This window comes from Pseudarthrobacter scleromae (genome assembly GCF_014644515.1).
Lineage (GTDB): Bacteria > Actinomycetota > Actinomycetes > Actinomycetales > Micrococcaceae > Arthrobacter > Arthrobacter scleromae.
Map to the genome: position 1 here is coordinate 521,017 of NZ_BMKV01000002.1, position 20,395 is coordinate 541,411.

Annotated in this window: 21 protein-coding genes and 1 tRNA gene; 16 read left to right on the forward strand and 6 right to left on the reverse strand. The window is 65.9% G+C overall.

Annotation, left to right across the window (positions count from 1 at the left end):
• Window positions 1–48 precede the first annotated feature (48 nt).
• From IEX33_RS07270 to IEX33_RS07290, 5 genes are read left to right on the forward strand one after another with little or no spacing between them, the layout of a single operon-like run.
• The gene (locus tag IEX33_RS07270; protein WP_188728954.1) at window positions 49–1,065 is read left to right on the forward strand and encodes a carbohydrate ABC transporter permease; all 1,017 of its coding nucleotides are present in this window, start codon (window positions 49–51) and stop codon (window positions 1,063–1,065) included.
• Entirely contained in the window at window positions 1,062–1,982 is a 921-nt protein-coding gene (locus IEX33_RS07275) for a carbohydrate ABC transporter permease (RefSeq protein WP_229675272.1), read from the forward strand. The genes IEX33_RS07270 and IEX33_RS07275 overlap by 4 nt, the downstream gene beginning before the upstream one ends.
• The gene (locus IEX33_RS07280; protein ID WP_188728956.1) at window positions 1,982–3,424 is read left to right on the forward strand and encodes a GH1 family beta-glucosidase; all 1,443 of its coding nucleotides are present in this window, start codon (window positions 1,982–1,984) and stop codon (window positions 3,422–3,424) included. Before IEX33_RS07275 ends, IEX33_RS07280 begins: the two co-directional genes overlap by 1 nt.
• A gap of 47 nt (window positions 3,425–3,471) precedes the next feature.
• The gene (locus tag IEX33_RS07285; protein ID WP_188728958.1) at window positions 3,472–4,488 is read left to right on the forward strand and encodes a LacI family DNA-binding transcriptional regulator; all 1,017 of its coding nucleotides are present in this window, start codon (window positions 3,472–3,474) and stop codon (window positions 4,486–4,488) included.
• Window positions 4,488–5,543 (forward strand): Gfo/Idh/MocA family protein, encoded by a 1,056-nt coding sequence (locus IEX33_RS07290; RefSeq protein WP_188728960.1) that lies wholly within the window; start codon window positions 4,488–4,490, stop codon window positions 5,541–5,543. Before IEX33_RS07285 ends, IEX33_RS07290 begins: the two co-directional genes overlap by 1 nt.
• On the opposite strand, the gene IEX33_RS07295 is transcribed toward IEX33_RS07290, so the two are convergent.
• The gene (locus tag IEX33_RS07295; RefSeq protein WP_188728962.1) at window positions 5,540–6,667 is read right to left on the reverse strand and encodes an FUSC family protein; all 1,128 of its coding nucleotides are present in this window, start codon (window positions 6,665–6,667) and stop codon (window positions 5,540–5,542) included. The two genes, IEX33_RS07290 and IEX33_RS07295, sit on opposite strands and share 4 nt — an antisense overlap.
• A gap of 264 nt (window positions 6,668–6,931) precedes the next feature.
• Here IEX33_RS07295 and pstS point away from each other — a divergent pair, with 264 nt between their 5' ends.
• The 5 genes from pstS to IEX33_RS07320 all read left to right on the forward strand — a co-directional run bounded on the left by pstS (window position 6,932) and on the right by IEX33_RS07320 (window position 11,647).
• Window positions 6,932–8,050 carry a phosphate ABC transporter substrate-binding protein PstS gene (pstS, locus tag IEX33_RS07300; protein WP_188728964.1) on the forward strand — a complete coding sequence of 373 codons (1,119 nt, stop codon included), beginning with the start codon at window positions 6,932–6,934 and terminating at the stop codon, window positions 8,048–8,050.
• Window positions 8,051–8,155: 105 nt separating this feature from the next.
• The gene (gene pstC, locus IEX33_RS07305; RefSeq protein ID WP_104185653.1) at window positions 8,156–9,088 is read left to right on the forward strand and encodes a phosphate ABC transporter permease subunit PstC; all 933 of its coding nucleotides are present in this window, start codon (window positions 8,156–8,158) and stop codon (window positions 9,086–9,088) included.
• On the forward strand, window positions 9,089–10,201 hold the full coding sequence (gene pstA, locus IEX33_RS07310; RefSeq protein ID WP_188728966.1) for a phosphate ABC transporter permease PstA: 1,113 nt from the start codon (window positions 9,089–9,091) through the stop codon (window positions 10,199–10,201). It abuts the gene before it with no gap.
• Window positions 10,202–10,282: 81 nt separating this feature from the next.
• Entirely contained in the window at window positions 10,283–11,062 is a 780-nt protein-coding gene (pstB, locus tag IEX33_RS07315) for a phosphate ABC transporter ATP-binding protein PstB (RefSeq protein ID WP_066273199.1), read from the forward strand.
• Window positions 11,063–11,233: 171 nt separating this feature from the next.
• Window positions 11,234–11,647: a hypothetical protein gene (locus tag IEX33_RS07320; protein ID WP_229675291.1), complete on the forward strand. Its 414-nt coding sequence runs from the start codon at window positions 11,234–11,236 to the stop codon at window positions 11,645–11,647.
• Between the two features lie 23 nt (window positions 11,648–11,670).
• Here the strand turns inward: IEX33_RS07320 and IEX33_RS07325 are convergent, their stop codons facing one another.
• The 4 genes from IEX33_RS07325 to IEX33_RS07340 all read right to left on the reverse strand — a co-directional run bounded on the left by IEX33_RS07325 (window position 11,671) and on the right by IEX33_RS07340 (window position 14,945).
• The gene (locus IEX33_RS07325) at window positions 11,671–12,078 is read right to left on the reverse strand and encodes a hypothetical protein (RefSeq protein ID WP_188728969.1); all 408 of its coding nucleotides are present in this window, start codon (window positions 12,076–12,078) and stop codon (window positions 11,671–11,673) included.
• 218 nt (window positions 12,079–12,296) lie between these two features.
• Entirely contained in the window at window positions 12,297–13,310 is a 1,014-nt protein-coding gene (locus IEX33_RS07330; RefSeq protein ID WP_188728971.1) for an inorganic phosphate transporter, read from the reverse strand.
• A gap of 1 nt (window position 13,311) precedes the next feature.
• Complete coding sequence (locus IEX33_RS07335; protein ID WP_188728972.1) at window positions 13,312–13,929, reverse strand: DUF47 domain-containing protein; 618 nt, start codon at window positions 13,927–13,929, stop codon at window positions 13,312–13,314.
• A gap of 356 nt (window positions 13,930–14,285) precedes the next feature.
• Window positions 14,286–14,945, reverse strand: a complete 660-nt coding sequence (locus IEX33_RS07340) for a hypothetical protein (RefSeq protein WP_066273207.1) — start codon at window positions 14,943–14,945, stop codon at window positions 14,286–14,288.
• A gap of 186 nt (window positions 14,946–15,131) precedes the next feature.
• On the opposite strand from IEX33_RS07340, the gene IEX33_RS07345 reads away from it, so the two are divergent.
• The 6 genes from IEX33_RS07345 (at window position 15,132) to IEX33_RS07370 (ending at window position 19,693) form a co-directional block, all read left to right on the forward strand.
• Window positions 15,132–15,204: transfer RNA gene (locus tag IEX33_RS07345), tRNA-Lys, on the forward strand.
• Window positions 15,205–15,357: 153 nt separating this feature from the next.
• Window positions 15,358–16,383 carry a LacI family DNA-binding transcriptional regulator gene (locus IEX33_RS07350; protein ID WP_188728973.1) on the forward strand — a complete coding sequence of 342 codons (1,026 nt, stop codon included), beginning with the start codon at window positions 15,358–15,360 and terminating at the stop codon, window positions 16,381–16,383.
• A 157-nt stretch (window positions 16,384–16,540) separates the two neighbouring features.
• Window positions 16,541–17,374, forward strand: a complete 834-nt coding sequence (locus IEX33_RS07355; RefSeq protein ID WP_188728974.1) for a DUF4397 domain-containing protein — start codon at window positions 16,541–16,543, stop codon at window positions 17,372–17,374.
• Between the two features lie 99 nt (window positions 17,375–17,473).
• Window positions 17,474–18,208, forward strand: coding sequence for a class F sortase (locus tag IEX33_RS07360; protein ID WP_229675273.1), 735 nt, complete (start codon window positions 17,474–17,476; stop codon window positions 18,206–18,208).
• A 14-nt stretch (window positions 18,209–18,222) separates the two neighbouring features.
• Complete coding sequence (locus tag IEX33_RS07365; RefSeq protein WP_229675292.1) at window positions 18,223–18,837, forward strand: RNA polymerase sigma factor; 615 nt, start codon at window positions 18,223–18,225, stop codon at window positions 18,835–18,837.
• A complete protein-coding gene (locus IEX33_RS07370; protein WP_188728975.1) occupies window positions 18,824–19,693 on the forward strand; it encodes an anti-sigma factor in 870 nt (289 codons plus the stop codon). The genes IEX33_RS07365 and IEX33_RS07370 overlap by 14 nt, the downstream gene beginning before the upstream one ends.
• Here IEX33_RS07370 and IEX33_RS07375 read toward each other — a convergent pair.
• Window positions 19,655–20,182, reverse strand: a complete 528-nt coding sequence (locus IEX33_RS07375) for a hypothetical protein (RefSeq protein WP_188728976.1) — start codon at window positions 20,180–20,182, stop codon at window positions 19,655–19,657. The genes IEX33_RS07370 and IEX33_RS07375 overlap by 39 nt on opposite strands.
• Between the last annotated feature and the right edge of the window lie 213 nt (window positions 20,183–20,395).

The window sequence follows — 20,395 nt, forward strand, 5'->3', positions numbered from 1 at the left end:
TGTGGGGCCTCCCGGAAGGGAGGCCCCCCGATGGAGGGCTAAAGCCCAATGACAACCACCATGAACCGCCCCGCCAAACCCCTGGCGGCCATCAAACCCAAGCCCACCTTCAAACAGAGGCTCAACGTCTTCGACGTCAAAGCATCGCCCTACCTCTACATCGCACCGTTCTTCATCCTCTTCGCACTCGTGGGACTGTTCCCGCTGGTCTACACCTTCGTGGTCAGCCTCTTCGACTGGCACCTCCTCAAGGGCCAGGGAGACTTCGTGGGCCTGCAGAACTTCTCGGAAGTCCTCCAGGACCGCTTCTTCTGGAACTCCCTGTTCAACACGGTCAGCATCTTCCTGCTGTCCGCCATCCCGCAGCTTGCCGTGGCGCTTTTCCTGGCCGCAGTGCTGGACCAGAACCTCCGCGCCAAAACCTTCTGGCGGATGAGCGTGCTCCTGCCCTACATCGTCACCCCGGTGGCGGTGGCCATGATCTTCACCAACATGTTCGGCGAACAGTACGGCCTCATCAACAACGTCCTGGGAAATTTTGGCCTGGATCCGGTGATGTGGAAGAGCGAGACCCTGCCCAGCCACATTGCCATCGCCACCATGGTGAACTGGCGCTGGACCGGCTATAACGCCCTCATCCTGCTGGCCGCAATGCAGGCCGTTCCCCGCGACCTGTACGAGTCCGCGGCGCTGGACGGCGCCGGAGCCCTCCGCCGCTTCTTCAGCATCACCCTGCCGAGCATCAGGCCCACCATGGTGTTTGTTGTCATTACCTCCACCATCGGCGGCCTGCAGATCTTCACCGAACCCCGGCTGTTCGATCCCGCAACCGCAGGCGGCTCCCAGCGGCAGTTCCAGACCACCGTGCTGTACCTCTGGGAAATGGCCTTCCAGCGCCAGAACTTCGGCAAGGCGTCCACCATCGCCTGGCTCCTCTTCCTGATCATCGTGCTGTTCGGTGTCATCAATTACCTGATCTCACGTCGCATCGCCACCGCCGATGCCGCAAAGCCCTCCCGGACAACAAGAAGAGCCCGCAAACGCGCTGAAAGGACTACGCGATGAGCATCATCGAAGGGTCGCCCCGTGCGGCCGCCGGCGTCTTGCCCACAGAAAATAAGCCTTCCGGCCGCCCGGCGCCCCTCCGCAAGCGCTTTGTAGGCTCCGGCGAAAAGCCCGGGTTCCTGACCTACGGATTGCTCCTCGCCTTCCTGGTGTCCTCGGCCTACCCGCTGTGGTGGTCCGCCGTCATTGGCAGCCGCTCCAACGAGGCCCTCGGCGAAACCTGGCCGCCACTGCTGCCCGGAGGGAATTTCTGGACCAACGTGGGCGAGGTCTTTGACACCATTCCGTTCTGGCTCGCCTTGGGCAACAGTGTCCTGATCTCATGCATCATCACCCTGTCCGTGGTTGGCTTTTCCACCCTGGCCGGCTACGCCTTTGCGAAACTGCGCTTCAAAGGCCGCAACGGGCTCATGCTGATGGTGGTGGCCACCATGGCCATCCCGACGCAGCTTGGCATCATCCCGCTCTTCATGGTGATGAGAACCCTGGGCTGGACCGGCGAAATCGGAGCTGTGGTGGTGCCCACGCTGGTAACCGCGTTCGGCGTCTTCTTCATGCGGCAATACCTGGTGGACGTCATCCCGGATGAGCTCATCGAATCCGCACGGATGGACGGGGCAAACATGATTTCCACCTTCTGGCATGTAGCCATGCCGGCAGCACGGCCTGCCATGGCCATCCTGGGGCTGTTCACGTTCATGACGGCCTGGACCGATTTCCTGTGGCCGCTGCTGGTGCTCGACGCCGGCAACCCCACGTTGCAGACGGCGCTGAGCCAGCTGCAGTCAGCCCGCTACGTGGACTACTCCGTGGTCCTTGCAGGAGCGGTGCTGGCAACCCTGCCGCTTTTGGTGCTCTTCGCACTTGCGGGCAAACAACTCATCTCAGGAATTATGCAAGGAGCAGTGAAGGGCTAATGCAGCACCCGACGTACCAGCGGCAGTGGCCCGAGGGCTTTATCTGGGGATCAGCGACGGCGGCTGCCCAGATAGAGGGCGCCGGCCGCGAGGGCGGCAAGGAAGACTCAATCTGGGACCACTTTGCGCGGATCCCCGGGGCCATAGCCAACGGCGAGAACCTTGACCAGGCCGTGGACCACTACCACCGAATGCCACAGGACGTCCGCCTGATGAAAGAGCTGGGGCTGGACTCCTACCGCTTTTCCACCAGTTGGGCGCGGGTGCGTCCCGGGGACAGGGCCGTCAACCGTGAGGGCCTGGACTTCTACTCCAGGCTGGTGGATGAGCTCCTTGAAGCCGGCATCCTGCCCTGGCTCACCCTGTACCACTGGGACCTGCCGCAGGCCCTGGAGGAAAAGGGCGGCTGGGCCAACCGGGATACCGCCTACAGGTTCGCGGAGTACGCCAATGACGTGTACTCCGCGCTGGGAGACCGGGTCCAGCACTGGACCACCTTCAATGAGCCGTTCTGTTCGTCGCTCCTGGGCTACGGCTCCGGCGTGCACGCCCCCGGCCGGCAGGAGCCTGCGGCAGCCATCGCCGCCGTGCACCACCAGCACCTGGCCCACGGGCTGGCCGTGAATGCGCTGCGGGAACGCGGCGCGCAGCACCTGGGCATCACCCTGAACCTGAGCAATTCGATTCCGCGGGACAGCCAGGACCCTGTGGACCTCGACGCTGCCCGCCGTTTCGACTCGTTGCAGAACCGGATCTTCCTCGATCCCATCCTGCGGGGAGCCTACCCGGAAGACTCACTGCGGGACCTCGCCCCGTTCGGCCTGCCGGACGTGATTCTTCCAGGCGACCTGGAACTCATCAGCGCGCCCCTGGAGTTCCTGGGCGTGAACCACTACCACGACGACCTCATCAGCGGACACGCTGACGACGCCGGAAGCGACGGCCACTCCGGGGGTGCAGAACGGGCCTCCGCCTCACCGTGGATCGGCTCGGAAGACATCGCCTTTCCCAGCCGCGGCCTGCCGCGGACGGCGATGGGCTGGGAAGTGAATCCGGACGGGCTCCGCAAGCTACTGGTCCGGCTGGGGGAGGAATACCCCTCGCTGCCGCCGCTCTACATCACCGAAAACGGAGCCGCATACGAGGACACTGTCAGCCCCGACGGTGCCGTGCACGATGTGGAACGTACCCGGTTCATCCTGGACCATGTGGCATCAGTGGGTGAAGCAATAGACCAGGGTGCCGACGTCCGCGGCTACTTTGTCTGGTCCCTCCTGGACAACTTCGAATGGTCCTGGGGCTATGGAAAGCGCTTCGGGATTGTCCGCGTCGATTACGGCACGCTGGAACGCACCGTCAAGGACAGCGGCAAGGCCTATGCCGGGCTGATAGCAGCGGCACAGCGGAGCACTTCCCGCCTCGCTCCGTCACTGCCCGCCTAAACTGAGATCCCCGGCACCTGTGCCAGCCAGACCACGGAGCGAACATTGTGAAGCAAGACACCAGCGGAAGCCGGCCGACGCCCACCCTGGAAATGGTGGCCGCGCTGGCCGGCGTCTCCCGTGCCACCGTGTCCCGCGTGGTCAATGACGTGCCGAGCGTGGATGAGGACATCGCCGCAAAGGTGCGCCAGGCGATTCTCGCCGTGAACTACACACCCAACCGGGCTGCCCGTTCGCTGGCAAGCAGGCGCCCCAACTCCGTGACGCTCATTGTGCCCGAGTCCACCTCCAAGGTCTTCGCGGACCCGTTCTTCGCATCAGTGGTCCAGGGCGTGGCGCTGTACCTGGCGGACACGGATTACACCCTGAACATGGTCATCGCTTCCGAAGCCAAGCCGGAGAAAACCAGGGCCTTCCTGCTTGGCGGGAACGTGGCCGGTGCCCTGGTGGTGTCCCACCACGCAGGGGACCGGTCCTGGACCCACCTCAGCGATTACATCCCCATGGTGTTCGCGGGCAGGCCACTGGGCGAAAGCGCCAGCTACTACGTGGATGTGGACAACGAGGCTGCGGCGGCAGGAGCCACCCGGGTGCTGATTGAGAGCGGGCGGACCAATATCGCCACCATCGCCGGCCCCCAGGACATGCCGCCGGGCATCGACCGCGTCAACGGGTGGAGGGTGGCCATGGCGGAGGCCGGGCTGGATGATTCCCGGGTTGAGTACGGTGACTTCACCCTGGCATCCGGGGCCAAGGCGATGCGCCGCCTCCTCGGCAGCGGGAAGCCGGTTGACGGTGTGTTCGTGGCCAATGACCAGATGGCCGCCGGTGCCTACACAGTGCTGCAGGAACGGGGGCTGCGCATACCCGAGGATGTGGCCGTGGTTGGCTTCGATGACGATTCGTTCGCCACTTCAGTCAATCCCCAGCTGACCACGGTGCATCACCCGATTATCGAGATGGGCAAGAAGATGGCAGAAATCCTGGTGGACCTCATCGAGGGGAAAGACACAGCACGCGTCACGCAGATTCCTACGTCACTCGTGATCCGGGAGTCCGTCTGATGGAGTACACGAACCCGGGCGGGCAGGCGCCGCAGAGTGGCCGGACCCTCCGCTGGGGCGTTGTGGCCACAGGGCGGATCGCGCATAAGGTCACCCGTGACCTCGCCCGCCTTGAAGATGCCCAACTCCATGCAGTGAGTTCGCGCAGCCAGGGCTCGGCCCGGGCATTCGCGGAAGAACACGGATTCGCGGTCAGCTACCATGACGGTCCATCCGGATCCGGGTACCAGCAGCTCTTCGCCGATCCCGGCGTGGACGTGGTGTATGTTGCCACGCCCCATGCGCAGCACTTCGAGGTTGTCCGTGCAGCCCTGGAAGCCGGAAAACACGTCCTGTGCGAGAAGCCCTTCACGATCAACGCCAGCGAAGCCCGGGAACTGGTCCAGCTGGCAGGGGAGCGCAACCTGTTCCTGATGGAAGCCGTCTGGACGCGCTTCCTGCCCGCAACCCGCCGTGCCCTGGAGCTGATCCGCGGCGGCACCATTGGAACGGTGCGCTGGGTCCAGGCTGATCTGGGCTTTCCCGCAGCCTATGATCCTGCGGACAGGCTGTGGGACCCTGCGGCCGGCGGCGGTGCACTCCTTGACCTCGCGGTCTACCCGTTGACCTGGGCGGTTGCCGCACTTGGCTTCCCTCAAAGGCTCACTGCCAAAGGCCACCTGAACCAGGACGGCGTGGATGTCCAGAACACCCTTACACTCGAGTACCCGGAGGGGGCTGCAGCCCAGCTCACTTCCTCGCTCCAGGCTGCCGGTCCCGGCATGGCAACCATCAGCGGAACAGCAGGCTGGATACGGACCGGGTCCCCGCTCTTTAACCCGCGCACGCTGGAGATCTGCGGACTGGACGGCAGGATCGAGGTGGAGGACTTCCACGAAGAGGCCGAGGGCTTCATCCACGAACTGCGCGAGACGGCCCGCTGCATCCGCGCCGGCCTGCAGGAAAGCCCGCTGATGCCCTGGACCGAAACCGTGCAGGTGATGGAGCTGCTGGACCAGGCCCGGGAACAGTTGGGGCTGCGTTATGCGAACGATGTGCGGGAGGCTGGCACCTAGAGCGCGGGCAGCACGTCCCGGGCTTCGCGGGCATCCATCCCCGTGGCCTCCAGCAGGTCCACCATCAGCGGGCGGTACAGCATCACCACCGTCTCACCCTCAAGCCGCTGCACCTCCAGCAGCTTGGGATGCAGGCGCAGGGCGATCTCGCTCAGGTCCTGGCGGGCGCTGCGCAGGTGGGCGCGGCGGACGCCGTCGTGCGTTTCCGCCAGCCCCAGCGAAAGCTCATCAATGGCGGCAGCGGTCTCCTGCAGCACTTCCGCGATGTTTTCTGTTGCTTCGTCCGATAACGCCGCGTGGTTGATGGCGCTGGTCAGGCGGCGGGCGAACACCCGGCTGTTCCGCAGAGCCAGGTCAATGAAGTCGAGCGACTGTTTGAGCCGGTCCAGCTCGTACCGGTGCCGCCTGTAGGCGGGCGCCAGGGTAGCCACCTCCCCCGAAGCACGCAGGGACTGGCGCATCCCGTCCACCAGCGGCTGGCAGTTCCTGCCCCGGATGAGGGCGTGCCACGCCTGGGTGGAGTCGCTGTTGACGAGTGCGCCGGCGCACTCGCGCAGCACCTCGGCCAGCTCATGCAGCAGCTTTTGGACGTCCCTGCGCGGTTCACGGCGGGGGTCCTTGGGGGTCAGGATGGTCACCAGCAGGGCGAAGAGTCCGCCCACCACGGCATCGATGCTCCTGGTAAACGGACCACCCGATGGCGCAGGCAGCAGCACCACCAGCAGCGACTGCAGGGCCAGTTGGGTGGTGAAGATGTTCCCGCTGTCCAGGAACCTGGCGAGCAGGATGGAAAACAAAAGGACGACGGCGGCCTGCCAGATTCCGGCGCCCAGCCAGTGCAGGAGCAGGTCGCCCACCGCGATGCCGATGGTGCAGCCCAGGCCCACCTCCAGGACCCGCCGCAGTCGCGGTTCCCGGGAGAAACCCAGCGCGATCAGCGATGATGTAGCCGCGAAGAGGGGACCGGAGTGGCCCAGGACGTATTCAGCGAAGGCGTAGGCGCCCACGGCGCAGACGGTCATCTGGATGGCCGGGATGAGCGAGTTACGGCTCCGGATCATGCCGGTGCGGAAGCGGCCGCGCAGGAACCGCCTGCCTGCTGAGAGTCCTGCTGCGGGAGCCATGCCGTCCAGTCTATTGCTGGCCGGCACATTTCCTTTGGCGACCTCCCTGGCGCCGCTGCACTACGGCCGGACATGTGATCTGCGCAATGGTGACCGGGCATTTGTCAGCCAATATCCCGCCGTCGTTAATCCTCCGTTCACTTTGGTCCGCCCATCCCGTTACCTGCGGGGCTTAACTTCGTTGAAGGTACAAAACCTACGCATCGCGCAGCAGGGTTCTCCGTCCTGCAGCGCACCTGAATATCCCTGGAAGGGGTACATCTAGTGAAGGCACTCCGCTTCGGCCGCCACGCGGCTATCGCTGTTCTTGCAGTCGGCGCACTCGCGCTTACGTCCTGCGGTTCAGACAACGCCACGGGCACCGCTCCGGCAGGCACCCAGACTTCAGGTTCCAATGTCACCGGCACGCTGACCGGCATCGGCTCCTCCGCGCAGGGCGCGGCCATGGACGCCTGGAAGACCGAGTTTGCCGCCGCAAACTCCGGCGCCACCGTGCAGTATTCACCGGATGGCTCCGGTGCAGGCCGCAAGGCGCTGCTGGACGGTTCCGCACAGTTCGGCGGTTCCGACGCCTACCTGAAGGACGAGGAATACGCGCAGTCCCAGGAGACGTGCGGGCCGGATGGCGCCCTCAACATCCCGGTCTACATCTCTCCGATCGCCATCGCGTTCAACCTGCCCGGCATCACCGAGCTGAAGCTGGACGCGGCGACTGTGGCCAGGATCTTCCGTGGCGAGGTTGCCAATTGGAACGACCCCGCTATCGCTGCGCTCAACGAAGGTGTCAGCCTTCCGGACCTCAAGGTCACGCCCGTGAACCGCTCCGACGATTCCGGCACCACCACCAACTTCACCGACTACCTGGCTGCTGCTGCACCGGAGGTCTGGACGGACAAGGCCTCCGGTGTATGGCCTGCATCCCTGCAGGGCGAGAACGCCAAGGGTACGTCCGGTGTGGTCAAGACCGTCACTGACACCCCCGGCGCCATCACCTACGCGGACGACTCTGCGGTCAGCGGAACCCTCGGCGTTGCGCAGATCAAGGTGGGCGAAAGCTTCACCGAGATTTCAGCAGAAGCCGCAGCCAAGGCAGTGGATGCCGGCACGCCGGTTGAAGGACGCTCCGCCAACGACCTGTCCATCAAGCTGGACCGCAAGACCACCAATGAAGGCGCGTACCCGATCGTCCTGGTCTCCTTCCACGTCGTGTGCTCGACCTACGAGAGCCAGGAAACCGTTGACCTGGTCAAGGCCTTCGAAACCTATGTAGTCTCCGAGGAAGGCCAGCAGGCCGCGGCAGATTCGGCAAAGTCTGCTCCGCTGTCCTCTGACCTGGCAGAGAAGGCAACCAAGGCCATCGAGTCCATCAAGGTCAAGTCCTAAGTACCGCACCGAACCCGGGTTCCCCGCCTGCCGAGAGGCAGTGCGGGGAACTTCGGTTTGAACGCAGCATCTTTCAGTGTCAGTAAACGATCGAAGGGCCGTCGAATGACCGCCACCACCTTGACTGGTAACCAGGGCGCCGGCCGCGCCGGGGACAAGATTTTTTCCGGTGCCGCCATGGCCGCCGGGTGCCTTATCCTTGCCGTCCTCTTCGGCGTCGCGCTCTTCCTGGTAGTCCAGGCCATCCCGGCACTCACCGCACCCGCCGCCGAGATCCAGGGCGGGGAAGGCTTCTTTGCCTACATCTGGCCTATCGTCATCGGCACGCTCATTGCAGCAGCCATTGCACTGGTGATCGCGACCCCGATCGCGATCGGCGTGGCTCTTTTCATCTCCCACTTCGCGCCCCGCGGACTGGCCGCCGGACTGGGATACCTTGTGGACCTCCTCGCGGCCATCCCGTCCGTGGTCTACGGCGCGTGGGGAGCTGCCTTCCTGGCAAAGGAAATCTCGCCGGCCTACAACTGGCTCGCCGCGAACATGGGCTGGCTGCCGATCTTCCAGGGACCTGCCTCCGCAACGGGCAAGACCATCCTTACCGCGGGCATCGTGCTCTCCGTCATGGTGCTTCCCATCATCACCTCACTTTCCCGGGAAATCTTCCTGCAGACCCCCAAACTGCACGAGGAAGCGGCGCTCGCGCTGGGTGCCACCCGGTGGGAAATGATCAAGATGTCCGTCCTGCCCTTCGCACGCCCCGGCATCATCAGCGCCGTCATGCTTGGCCTGGGCAGGGCCCTGGGCGAGACCATGGCCGTGGCCCTGGTGCTTTCATCCGGCGCCCTGACGGCGAGCCTGATCCAGTCCGGAAACCAGACCATCGCCGCCGAGATCGCCCTGAACTTCCCGGAAGCCAGCGGGCTCAAGGTCAGCACCCTGATCGCCGCAGGCCTGGTCCTGTTCGTCATCACCCTGGCCGTGAACATGATCGCGCGCTGGATCATCACCCGGCACAAAGAATTCTCGGGAGCCAACTAAATGACCTCCACGCTTACCCCCGTGCGCAGCAAGCGCTCGGCACTCACCAAGGGGCAGCTGCCCAAGTACGCACCCTACGTGGTCCTGGCCGCAGCGCTGATCGCCGGCGCGGCGATCCTGGCGCTGGTGGGCTTCAACGCATTCGGCTGGGGCATCGTCTCAGCGATCCTTTTCGCCATCGGACTGGTGTCCTGGAGCGCCGCCGTTGAAGGCTCCCGCAAAGCCAAGGACAAACTGGCCACCTGCCTGGTGGTGGGCTCCTTCCTCATTGCACTGCTCCCGCTCTTTTCGGTGATCTGGACTGTATTGGTCAACGGCATCCCAGGGCTGCTGAACCCTGGGTTCCTCACCACGTCCATGAATGGCGTGACAGGCGTTTACGACAACCGGGCAGTTCAGGACGGTACGCCGGTACTGGGCGGCATTTACCACGCACTCCTTGGGACCATCCAGATCACCCTGCTGGCCACCATTATCTCCGTGCCGGTGGGGCTGCTGACCGCCATCTACCTGGTGGAATACGGCAACGACGGCCGCCTGGCCCGCGCCATCACGTTCTTCGTGGACGTCATGACCGGCATCCCCTCCATCGTGGCGGGCCTCTTCGCGGCGGCCTTCTTCTTCGCCGTGGTGGGCCCGGGAACCAAAACCGGCGCCGTGGCCGCCGTCGCGCTTTCCGTGCTGATGATCCCGGTGGTAGTGCGTTCCAGCGAGGAAATGCTGAAGATCGTCCCCAACGAACTGCGCGAAGCGGCGTACGCCCTGGGCGTGCGCAAGTGGCGCACCATCCTCAAGGTGGTGATTCCGACGGCGATCTCCGGCATCGCGTCGGGCGTTACCTTGGCGATCGCCCGCGTTATTGGCGAGACGGCGCCCATCCTGGTCACCGCAGGGTTCGCCACCAGCATCAACTCGAACGTGTTCAGCGGCTGGATGGCTTCGTTGCCCACGTTCATCTACACCCAGATCCTGAACCCCACCTCGCCGGCGAACCCCGACCCGTCGTCGCAGCGCGCCTGGGGTGCCGCTTTGGTGCTGATCATCCTGGTGATGGTCCTCAACCTCGCGGCACGGCTGATTGCCAGGATCTTCGCCCCCAAGACCGGCCGCTAACGGCCGGGCTTCCCCGCCCCCTTCCGGTCCTGCGGTCCGGATGCCAGACTTCAATTCATACCCAGTTAGTGAAGGAACACCATGTCTAAGCGCATCGACGTCAAGGACCTGAATGTCTACTACGGCGATTTCCTTGCCGTGGAGGACGTCACCATCAACATCGAGGCCAAGTCCGTTACTGCTTTCATCGGCCCCTCGGGCTGCGGCAAGTCCACGTTCCTGCGGACACTGAACCGCATGCATGAGGTCCTCCCCGGTGCCCGTGTGGAAGGCGAGGTCCTGCTGGACGGGGACAACCTCTACGGCCCTGGCGTGGACCCCGTCACCGTCCGCTCGCAGATCGGCATGGTGTTCCAGCGGCCCAACCCGTTCCCCACCATGTCCATCCGCGACAACGTGCTGGCGGGCGTGAAGCTGAACAACAAGAAGATCTCCAAGGGTGAGGCCGATGTCCTGGTGGAGCGCTCACTGAAGGGCGCCAACCTGTGGAACGAGGTCAAGGACCGCCTGGAAAAGCCCGGCTCCGGCCTGTCCGGCGGCCAGCAGCAGCGGCTTTGCATTGCCCGGGCCATCGCCGTGGAACCGCAGGTGATCCTCATGGACGAGCCGTGTTCCGCGCTGGACCCCATCTCCACGCTGGCCATTGAAGACCTCATCAATGAGCTCAAGGACCAGTACACCGTGGTGATCGTCACCCACAACATGCAGCAGGCAGCCCGGGTTTCGGACCGCACCGCCTTCTTCAACATCGCAGGCACCGGCAAGCCGGGCAAGCTCATCGAGGTGGGGGACACCCAGACCATCTTCAGCAACCCCGTCCAGAAGGCCACTGAGGACTACGTCTCCGGCCGGTTCGGGTAAAGCCGCCACAGCAAGGAGGCGGCCCGCGGGGAGGGGCACGGAACGCTGCGGGGCAGGGCCAAGGTGCAGGTCCGAAAAAGCTGCTGGCCAGAAGCGGAAGCATTTAGTACGCTGAACTAGATACTTTGGAAACTAGTAAATAGCATGCTTAGGAGTTTTCCCTTGACGCAGATGGCAACCGGCCGCAGAGGCCACCAGCTTAAAGTTTCCAGGCCCGGGGCCGCGAATGCTGTCCAGCAGGCCGATCCCCTTGGCCATCTGTACGCCGCTGGTCCGGCATCCCTGGACTCCGGGGCTTCCGTGTCCTTCGACGGCCCCGGCACGGCTGCAGCCCCCGTGCTTGCCGCCGCAACCGGCGCTGCGGCCACGGAGGACTACGTTTCCGCGGTATGGCGCACCAGCTCGTACCTGGAAACCGTCCAGTGGGAGCTCGACGTTGCCCACGAGTCGCTACGGCAGGCCATCCGGCAGGCGGCGAGCCACGGGGTGGACCAGGGTGCGCTGCTCCAGGCGGCGAACATGACGCCGGAGGAACTGGCAACAGCCCTGCTGGACAGCCCTCCTGTATTTCCCGCAGCCACGTAGGTCCGCGCTGTGGCGGCGTGCCGCTACTCCGGGACTTCCAGCTGGAAGCCGCACCGGCACCGCAGGACCCGGGTTGGCAGGCAGACCATGTTCAGGCTGCCGCCGTTGTTGCTGCTCCGGTAGCAGAGCCTTTCGATTTCCAGTCCCGCCTCCTCCAGCGGGAATCCACAGTGGATGTAGTCATCGCCGAACATAATGACCTTGGCCATCCAGCGGACCTGGTGGAGGGCCGCGGCAACATCCCCCGCGTAGGCGAGGTGCTCGCTGAACAGCCCGCAGTCGTTGCAGGTGTATGAGACCGTGACCAGGTCCCCGTTGGCTGCCCCCATCGCCCTGATGGCATGGATGGTCAGCTGGTGCTCCGTACCGCAGGTTTCGCAGCGCAGCTGGCGTGGCTGGGGTGGGGAGTGCCGGGGATTCGAAGTAGACACGATGCCTGCTCTTTTCCACAGTGTGCATCCTGGCCGCCGATATGCTGCAGCGGCGTTGTCCGCGGCCGTGCACCCGGCGGCGGATGTTGGTCCCCTACTGCTGTTGTGGCTTCGGACTGCTGGGGACCCACTTTCGAATCTACGTCACGGGACTTCGGCTGTACAGGGAAGTGGAGGCAACCGTAGTGAACCCGTAACCCGGGGCCAGTCCCGTGGGCTTAGCGTGCGAAGGGGGTCATGGCCAGCGCCAGCACAAACGCCAGTGCGGCGGTGGCCAGCGGGGTCAGCAGCCAGAGCCCCACGATCCGGATCACCAGCTTCCGGTTCGTCACGGAGAAATGCTGGTTCTCGCCAGCCCCCAGGACCGCCGCGGTCACCGTGTGCGTAGTGGACAGCGGCCAGTGGAGCCCGATGGCGCCCACGAAGAGCATCACCGCGCTAAAGATCTGGGCCACCGAGCCCCGCAGGGGATCGATCCGGGTGATCTTGTACGCGATGGTGTGCGAGATCCGCCAGCCGCCGAACACGGTCCCGGCAGCCATCATGACGGCGGACAGCAGTACCACCCACAGGGGTATGGTGCCGGGGTCGGCATACCCCGCCGCCAGCAGGGCCAGCAGCAGCACTGCGCCCACCCTCTGCCCGTCCTGCAGGCCATGCCCGAAAGCGACGGCCCCGGCAGCGATGGCCTGGCTCCGGCGGAAGCGATGGTTGACCACGTTGGGCTGCGTGTGGCGCGCCGCCCACGTGGCTGGATACACCAGCATGAAGGCGCCGCTGTAGGCAACGAGCGGGGAGAGTACCAGCGGCAGCACCACCTGGAACAGCAGGGACTGGTCCACACCACCGACGCCGGTGCCGCCCACCGCCAGGCTGGCCAGTCCCGCCCCGGCCAGGCCGCCAACCAGGGCGTGCGTGGAGGAAGCCGGAATGCCCCGCCACCACAACAGGATTCCCCACGCGCAGGCGCTCGCCAGGCCGGCCACCAGGATGCTCAGGCCCCCGTTGCCCGGTGGAAGGCTGATCCAGGCCTGGCTGACGGCCACGGCCAGGCCGGCGCTGAGCAGGGCGCCCACAAAGTTGAAGAAGGCCGCCAGCAGCACCGCCACGCTGGGGGTGAGCGCCCGGGTCCGCACCGCAAGCGCCACGGAAGTGGAGGCATCACGGAAGCCGTTGAGGAACGTAAATGCCGCGGCCAGCAGGACCACGAATCCGAAGATGACCGGAGTCACCTCAGGATTCCTTGACGATGATGCTGCCCACCTGGGTGGCGATCCGCCGCATGTCCTTGGTGACTTCCACCAGCTGGTTGGCGATGTCCCGGTTGCGGGAGTACTGGGCCCACTTCATGTCCGCGATCATGTCCGCCACCCACACCCGGTGCGTCCTCTCGGCGCGCTGGGCAAGGCGGAGGATTTCGATCCAGTAGTCCTCGAGATCGTCCAGGTTGTTGAGCCGGCGCATGGCGTCCACTGTCAGTTCGGCCTGCCGGCTGATGATCTCCAGCTGGTCTGCCGCACGTTTGGGCAGTCGCTCCAGCTTGTACAGGGCCACCAGTTCGGCGGCCGCGTCCATCTTTTCCATCGCCTCGTTGAGGTACCGGGAGAGCGCGTACATGTCCTCGCGGGGGAGGGGGTTCACGAAACTGGTGCGCATGTGCGTCAGGAGGGCGAAGTGCAGTTCAGTGGACTTGGCCTCGTGGTTGTGCATGTCCTCCACGAGTTTGCCGTGCTCGGCGGCGGGGACACCCAGGATTTCCGCCAGGGTGGCGCTGGCCAGCACGATCTGCTGGGCCAGCTGCGAAAGGAGGGTCAGCCCGGCGGGCTCCTGGGGAAAAAGGCGCAGCTTCACGTGTTTACCGGTCTCCGGGAAAAGTACAGGGCGGGAGGTTGCTGCCGTGTGACTTGACCCCGGCGGGCAACTGAGCTCAACTCTACCGGCCCGCGGCTGGGCACCTGTAAACAGCGCTGCGAGGCCCCGGAAAAATGAGCCGGGAACCGGGCTGGGAGGTGCGGGAGGGGAAACCGGGCCGGTGCCGGGGCATGAAAATGGTGCCGAACCGGATACGCCTCTCGGCGGTAGGCCGCTCTAGGCGGCTAATTGTTGAAGCCCGGGGGTTTCGCGGCTCGGCACCGGTTTCAGTTTTCTACTTTGCCTGGCGCAAGTCAATCTTGACAGATGGGGCAAGGGCGGGGCAGCCGCCTGGTTCAGTCGAGTTCTCCCAGCCGCCAGGCGTTCGCGGCGTGCTCCAGGTCCTCTGCGGTCTTCACCAGCTGGTGCGAGTTCCGCGTGAGTTTGCTGGCGTGCGCCTCGTTGCCATGCTCGGCACCGTCGGCGATGGTTGCCTGGCCGAGCGCCACAACCCGGCAAAACGCGGCGGAACGTTCCAGCGCAACGTCGAATTCGCCGTCGAACGCTCCGGAAAGGATGGCATCCGCCATGCTCCGCATCTCATCTGCGCCCGGCGGCTCGGCGGCCCCGGCCACCACGTTGGACACCTGCGCGGTGTCCTTGCCGGCCCGGAAGTACACCGAGATGCGCTCCGGGTCCTGGACGGTGGCCGCGCGCAGGGCGTACAGGCGCCACAGGGCGCCGGGCAGTGAACGCGCGGGACTCTCCGCCCACATTTCCGCAATGGCTTCCAGCCCCTGCTCATCGGCAAGTTTCACCAGGCGTTCGGTGACCACGGGATCGTCGCTGTCACGGCCGTGGCGGACCAGCGCCTGGGCGGCGAGGTGGGCGGCCTCCGAGATACGCGCGGGATCCGCGCCCCCGGCAAAGGGCTCGAAGTCGATGGGAGCGAAGGGCTTTGGCTTGTGGTGCCGGTTCGCGCCGCCGTACTGGCTGGATCCTGCTTGCTCACTCATGCCCCCACGCTACTCCTGTGCCGAGGGGGAAATCGAGCATCCGCCCTCCGCCCGCCGCTGGATTCCGCGGCGGGCGGCTGACCGGGAGCTCCGTCCGAACCCGCCGGAACCATGGGTTAGAGTATTAACGTCCAGAAATGGATTGGGCCGGGTGGCCCGCACATACGCTGCGAACCGATCCGGCAGGGGCCTTTAGCTCAGTTGGTAGAGCATCGGACTTTTAATCCGTGGGTCGTGGGTTCGAGCCCCACAGGGCCCACTCTTTGAGAGAAGAGTGGTACGTCCCCGGCGTCCTGGCAACAGGACGCCGGGGACGTTTTCTTTTCCCTGGCCCGCATCCGCAAACAAGCCAGGATCTCCGCTGTCCAGGCCAAACAGGATATCCGGGTCAACCGGCGGGCAGAATGGGCACATGGGAAAAAGCAGCAAGGGGCGGATGCCGCGCCTGGAGGATGTGGCGGACCGGGCAGGCGTCTCCCACCAGACCGTCTCCCGGGTGATCAACAACCACCCCAACGTCAGCGAAGCGACGCGCGCCAAGGTTGAGGCGGCCATCGCCGAACTGGGGTACCGGCGAAACACCGCTGCCCGGAGCCTGGTGACACGGCGCTCGCAGACCATCGGTGTCCTGGCCAGCGAACTGTCACAGTACGGGCCGGCCAACACCCTCCTGGGCGTGGAACAGGCGGCGCGGAACGCCGGCTACTTCGTCAGCATCGCCGCCCTGCGCGAGGTCAGCCGGGATGCCATTGCCGACGCCGTCAGCCACTTCATGGACCAGGCCGTGGACGGGATCGCGGTGCTGGTGCCGCACTCGGACACCCTGCTTGCCCTGGATGAAATGCGGCTGCCCGTGCCCGTGGTGGCCGTGGGGTCCCTTGGCAACAGCAACGTCAGCGGGGCAATGGTGGACCAGCGCCGCGGCGCCCAGCTCGCCGTGGAACACCTTATTGGGCAGGGGCACCGCCGGATCGGGCACCTGGCAGGGCCCCCGGACTGGATCGACGGTTCGGAGCGTGCGGAGGGCTGGCGCGAGGCTCTCCTGGGTGCCGGGCTCGGGGACGACCTCCTGCTGCAGGGCGACTGGAGCGCCGGCAGCGGGTATGCCGCCGGCCGGAAGCTCGCCGCCGATCGCCGTGCCACGGCACTTTTCGTGGGGAACGACCAGATGGCTCTGGGCATGCTGCGCGCGTTCGCCGAAGCGGGGGTCAGGGTGCCCGACGACGTCTCCGTGGTGGGCTTCGATGACCAGCCGGAATCGGGGTACTTCACCCCGCCGCTCACCACGGTGCGGCAGGACTTCGAGGAACTGGGCCGCCGCTGCATGGACATCATGCTCAAGGAGATCGAGGCCGGTGCCGCGGCCAGTTCCACCGTGGTCACGCCGGAACTGGTCCTCCGCGCCAGCACCGCCGCGCCTGTGGAGGCCGCCCCGTAACCGCGGTATTGATGAGCGCCGGGGCCCGCCCAGATGCGGGGCGCAAAAAATAATTAAAAGAATTTTCCATGCACGTGCATCCAACTCCGATGCTGCACCGGTAGTAGAGGTGTAAGCAAAAAATGCCCGCGAGGCGGGCCGATCAATGGAGATAGACATGCGCAACAGGATTTTCACAGCAGGCGCCGGTGCAGCGGCAATCGCAGCAGCCATCGCTCTCGCCGGCCCGGCCCAGGCTGCGGAGGGGGACGCCCAGCTGTCCGTCCTCCACGGTGTTCCGGGCCTGACCGTCGACGTCTGGGTCAACGGTGACCGGACCCTCGATGACTTCACCCCCGGCAGCCTGGCCGGCCCGCTGGCACTGCCCGCAGGCGCCTACGAACTCGCCATCACCGCCTCGGATGCCGCCGACGCTTCCGCGGCCGTCATCGGCCCCGTCAGTGTCACGCTGGCCGCCAACGGCAACTACACCGCCGTCGCCAACCTCGATGCAGCCGGCAACCCCACTGCCAACCTCTTCACCAATGACGTCTCCCAGATCGAGGCAGGCAAGGGCAAGCTGACCGTCCGGCACACCGCTGCCGCCCCCGCCGTCGATGTCCTGGCAGGCGGTTCCCCCGTCATTACCAACCTTGCCAACCCGAACGAGCAGACGCTGACGCTGGACCCCGGCACCGTTCCGGCAGCAGTTGCCGCCACCGGGACCACTGACCCGGTCATCGGCCCGGCCGACGTCACGATCGCCGAAGGCACGCACACCATCGTGTACGCCTGGGGCAGCCTGGCGGACTCGAACCTGCAGCTCGCCGTGCAGACCATCGAGGGCCTGCACTCCGCTCCGGGTTCAGTACCGGGTGCCCTTGACGGCTCCACCGTTGCAGCTCCGGCAGACTCCACCGCCCTCATGGTCGGTTTCGGCGCCGCAGCCCTGGCACTGCTCCTCGGCGGCGTGGGCGTAGCCCGCACCGTCGCCGCCCGCCGGGCAGAGTAGCACTATTGGCGGCCGCCCGGTGAATGCCGGGCGGCTGCCTCTTTTCCCATCCGCGGTGCAGGTTCCTTCCCGGGCCTGCCGAAAGAAAGGCCGGGCACAATGAAAGCCGGACATATGGAAACAGGTACGACGACGGCAGGGGAGTTCCGCCGTCGGTCCTCCGTTTTTCCGGGCGCGGGAGTCCTGCTCGCCGGGGCCCTGATGCTTTCCTCGTGCGCGGCCGCCCCTTCCCTGCCGGCATCATCCCCAGCCCCGCCTGCCACCCAGGCAGCTGCCGCGCAGCCCGCCCAACCCGAAAGCCCTGCACCGGCAGCTGCGACGGCGCCCACCAGCCCGGCGGCGATCCCCGACATTCCCGTGCGTGCCGCCACCCCGGCTGCGGTGGGTGTGGCGCCGGTCCCGGTATCCCTCACCGTTGCCGGCACCCCCATCGACATGCCGGTGGTGCCGGTGGGCGTCTCTGATGGTGGAGCGATGGAAATTCCTGATGCGTTCGACCGGGCCGGCTGGTACCGTTTCGGCCCCGCGCCGGGAGCCGCGGCCGGTACGTCCGTGATCGCCGGACATATCGACACGAAGTCGGACAATGCGCCGTTCTCCGCGCTGAAGGCCGTGGCCGCGGGAACGCTGGTGCAGGTGGGCCGCGAGGGTGCGCCCGCCTTGAACTACCGCGTGGTGAGCGTTGAGCTGATGGCCAAGGACCGGTTCGACGGCAGCTCCGTGTTCCGGCGGTCCGGGCCCCACGAACTTAAAGTCATCACGTGCGGCGGCGAGTGGCTGGACGAACGAATGGACTACAGCGACAATGTGATTGTCACCGCGGTCCTGGAGTGAGCGGTGATCCTGCCATGATTGTCGCCACCGACGCCGCGAAGGAGCCCCGTTTGGTACCTCCCGACCAGGCTCCGCCGGGGTGGGAAGACTCCCTGACGCCGTCCTTCCTGGCAGGCGATGAACATGCCCTGGCGGCCGCTTACCGGGAGTTTGCCCCGCTGGTCCATACCCTGGCGCTGCGTTCCCTGTCGGACCGTTCCGCGGCCGACGACGTCACGCAGGAAGTCTTCATCCGGGTGTGGCGTTCCCGGAGCACGTTCAATCCCCAGGTAGCCCGGCTGCCGGCGTGGATTGTCGGCATCACCCGGAACGTCATCTCGGACACCCTGTCGGCCTCGGCACGGGAAGTCAGGAAAGCCGTGGCAGTAGCCGGGGCAGGCATGGCCGACGAAGCGGGTACCGGCCATGAAGATGCCGAGCTCCTGGCTGACAGGCTCCTCCTGGACGGGGAACTGGACCGGCTCGGCGAGCCCCAGGGCTCCATCATGAAGCTTGCCTTCTACGATGACCTGACGCACGAACAGATATCAAGAAAACTGGGCCTGCCCCTTGGTACGGTCAAAAGCCATATCCGCCGCAGCTTGTCCCACCTGAGAAACAGATTGGAGGTAAACCATGCCGCATCCTGATCCGGAAGAGTTAAGCCTCCTCGCGCTGTACAAGGACTGGGAGGACGGCAATACCAGGGACCACCTGCAGGTCTGCCCTGAATGCGCGGCGGACTTCGCGGCACTGCGCCGCACCGTCGAGGCCGTCAAGACACCGCCCGAAACCGGCCGCCTCGAGGTGCCCGGCCCGCAGGTCTGGGAAGGAATCCACCGGGAGCTGGGGCTCTCGGAATCCGTGCACGGGGATCCCTTGGCCGGCGTCAGGGAACATTACGCCACGTCCCGGCCTGGATGGGCGCCGGGGCAAGCCGCTGCGGGGGAAGCCTCGGGTGATGCCCCGACCTCCGGTCATGAGGTCCGGCAGGCGGAACCCACTGCGGAACGTGAAAGCCTTGCGGAGCCTGTGTCGCTGCAGGACAGGGCAGCGTCCCGTCCGGCCAAGCGCCGGTCCGCCGCGTGGTGGCAACGTCCGGGACCTTGGATGGCCGCTGCCGCGGCGGCGGTCCTGGTGACCGCCGGCGCGGTCTGGTCCCTCAACCAGGCGCCCCGGCCGCTGGCGGAGGCGGACCTTGCGCCGCTGGCCCAGTTCTCCGCCGCCGGTTCGGCGCGGGTGGTGGAGTCTGCGGACGGGTCCCGGGCGCTGGAAGTCCGGCTCAGCAAGGATGAGGCGCAGGGCTATCAGGAGGTCTGGCTGATCGCACCGGACCTCTCGCGCCTGGTGAGCCTGGGAGTCATGAACGCCGAATCCGGAACATTCCAGCTGCCGGCAGGCCTGGAAATTTCGGAGTACCCGATTGTCGATGTCTCCGACGAACCTGTCGACGGCAACCCCGCCCACTCAAGCGTCAGCATCGCCAGGGGCACGCTTGCCACCTGATCTGCCCGTCCGCCGCACCATTGAAACCACCTTGGTCCACTGTGTGGTCACGGCTGCGGCTGCCAGCGCCGCCGCAACATGAAAGTGCAGCATCAGGTGCAGCGAGTGGGCGGCGCCTGACGCTTCCGCGGCGGGCACGCCGGCAGTGGGCGTTTCCGGGACAGCCGCCCCGCCGTGATGGCCCGGGAGGGCGAAGCCGCTGGAAGTGGAAAATGCGGCAAAGGCCAGGTGGAGCAGTTGCTGCGCCACGCCGGCCGCCACCAGTACGGCCCACCCTGGCAGGCGGCGCGGCCCCGCCATCGCAGCGGCCATGCCCAGCAGGGCGGCCACAGCGATAACGATGAGGATCCCGGGCGCCCGGCCGCCGGCGGCCAGATGGGCTGACAGGCCCAGGCCCGTGGACAGCGGGCCGGCCGCCCAGACGGGAAAGGGGTGCCGGGCTGCTGGCGCGGGAATGTCCGTGTCCGCGGCAGTGCGCACGCCTTCCATGGTTCCCCTCCCGTCTCGGACTCTTCCAGTCTTCCTGCCCTTACCCAGGTTGGCGGCGCCTCAGTCGGTCTCAACCGTTTAGTCTCCGGTGGGACCTGCCCGATGCTTGCCTACCATCATTCCCGCAGGCCTCCGGCCGGGCGCCAACATGGCTGTTGACTTCCATCTTGTTAGCGCTCACAATTAAGCGCAGGCCGCGAAGTGGCGGCAGCT

Excerpts from the sequence above, each read along its gene's own strand:
- IEX33_RS07270 (WP_188728954.1), top strand. The coding sequence starts at position 49 with ATGACAACCACCATGAACCGCCCCGCCAAACCCCTGGCGGCCATCAAA.
- IEX33_RS07275 (WP_229675272.1), top strand. The coding sequence starts at position 1,062 with ATGAGCATCATCGAAGGGTCGCCCCGTGCGGCCGCCGGCGTCTTGCCC.
- IEX33_RS07280 (WP_188728956.1), top strand. The coding sequence starts at position 1,982 with ATGCAGCACCCGACGTACCAGCGGCAGTGGCCCGAGGGCTTTATCTGG.
- IEX33_RS07290 (WP_188728960.1), top strand. The coding sequence starts at position 4,488 with ATGGAGTACACGAACCCGGGCGGGCAGGCGCCGCAGAGTGGCCGGACC.
- IEX33_RS07295 (WP_188728962.1), bottom strand. The coding sequence starts at position 6,667 with ATGGCTCCCGCAGCAGGACTCTCAGCAGGCAGGCGGTTCCTGCGCGGC.
- pstC (WP_104185653.1), top strand. The coding sequence starts at position 8,156 with ATGACCGCCACCACCTTGACTGGTAACCAGGGCGCCGGCCGCGCCGGG.
- pstA (WP_188728966.1), top strand. The coding sequence starts at position 9,089 with ATGACCTCCACGCTTACCCCCGTGCGCAGCAAGCGCTCGGCACTCACC.
- pstB (WP_066273199.1), top strand. The coding sequence starts at position 10,283 with ATGTCTAAGCGCATCGACGTCAAGGACCTGAATGTCTACTACGGCGAT.
- IEX33_RS07320 (WP_229675291.1), top strand. The coding sequence starts at position 11,234 with ATGGCAACCGGCCGCAGAGGCCACCAGCTTAAAGTTTCCAGGCCCGGG.
- IEX33_RS07340 (WP_066273207.1), bottom strand. The coding sequence starts at position 14,945 with ATGAGTGAGCAAGCAGGATCCAGCCAGTACGGCGGCGCGAACCGGCAC.
- IEX33_RS07350 (WP_188728973.1), top strand. The coding sequence starts at position 15,358 with ATGGGAAAAAGCAGCAAGGGGCGGATGCCGCGCCTGGAGGATGTGGCG.
- IEX33_RS07355 (WP_188728974.1), top strand. The coding sequence starts at position 16,541 with ATGCGCAACAGGATTTTCACAGCAGGCGCCGGTGCAGCGGCAATCGCA.
- IEX33_RS07360 (WP_229675273.1), top strand. The coding sequence starts at position 17,474 with ATGAAAGCCGGACATATGGAAACAGGTACGACGACGGCAGGGGAGTTC.
- IEX33_RS07365 (WP_229675292.1), top strand. The coding sequence starts at position 18,223 with ATGATTGTCGCCACCGACGCCGCGAAGGAGCCCCGTTTGGTACCTCCC.
- IEX33_RS07370 (WP_188728975.1), top strand. The coding sequence starts at position 18,824 with ATGCCGCATCCTGATCCGGAAGAGTTAAGCCTCCTCGCGCTGTACAAG.
- IEX33_RS07375 (WP_188728976.1), bottom strand. The coding sequence starts at position 20,182 with ATGGAAGGCGTGCGCACTGCCGCGGACACGGACATTCCCGCGCCAGCA.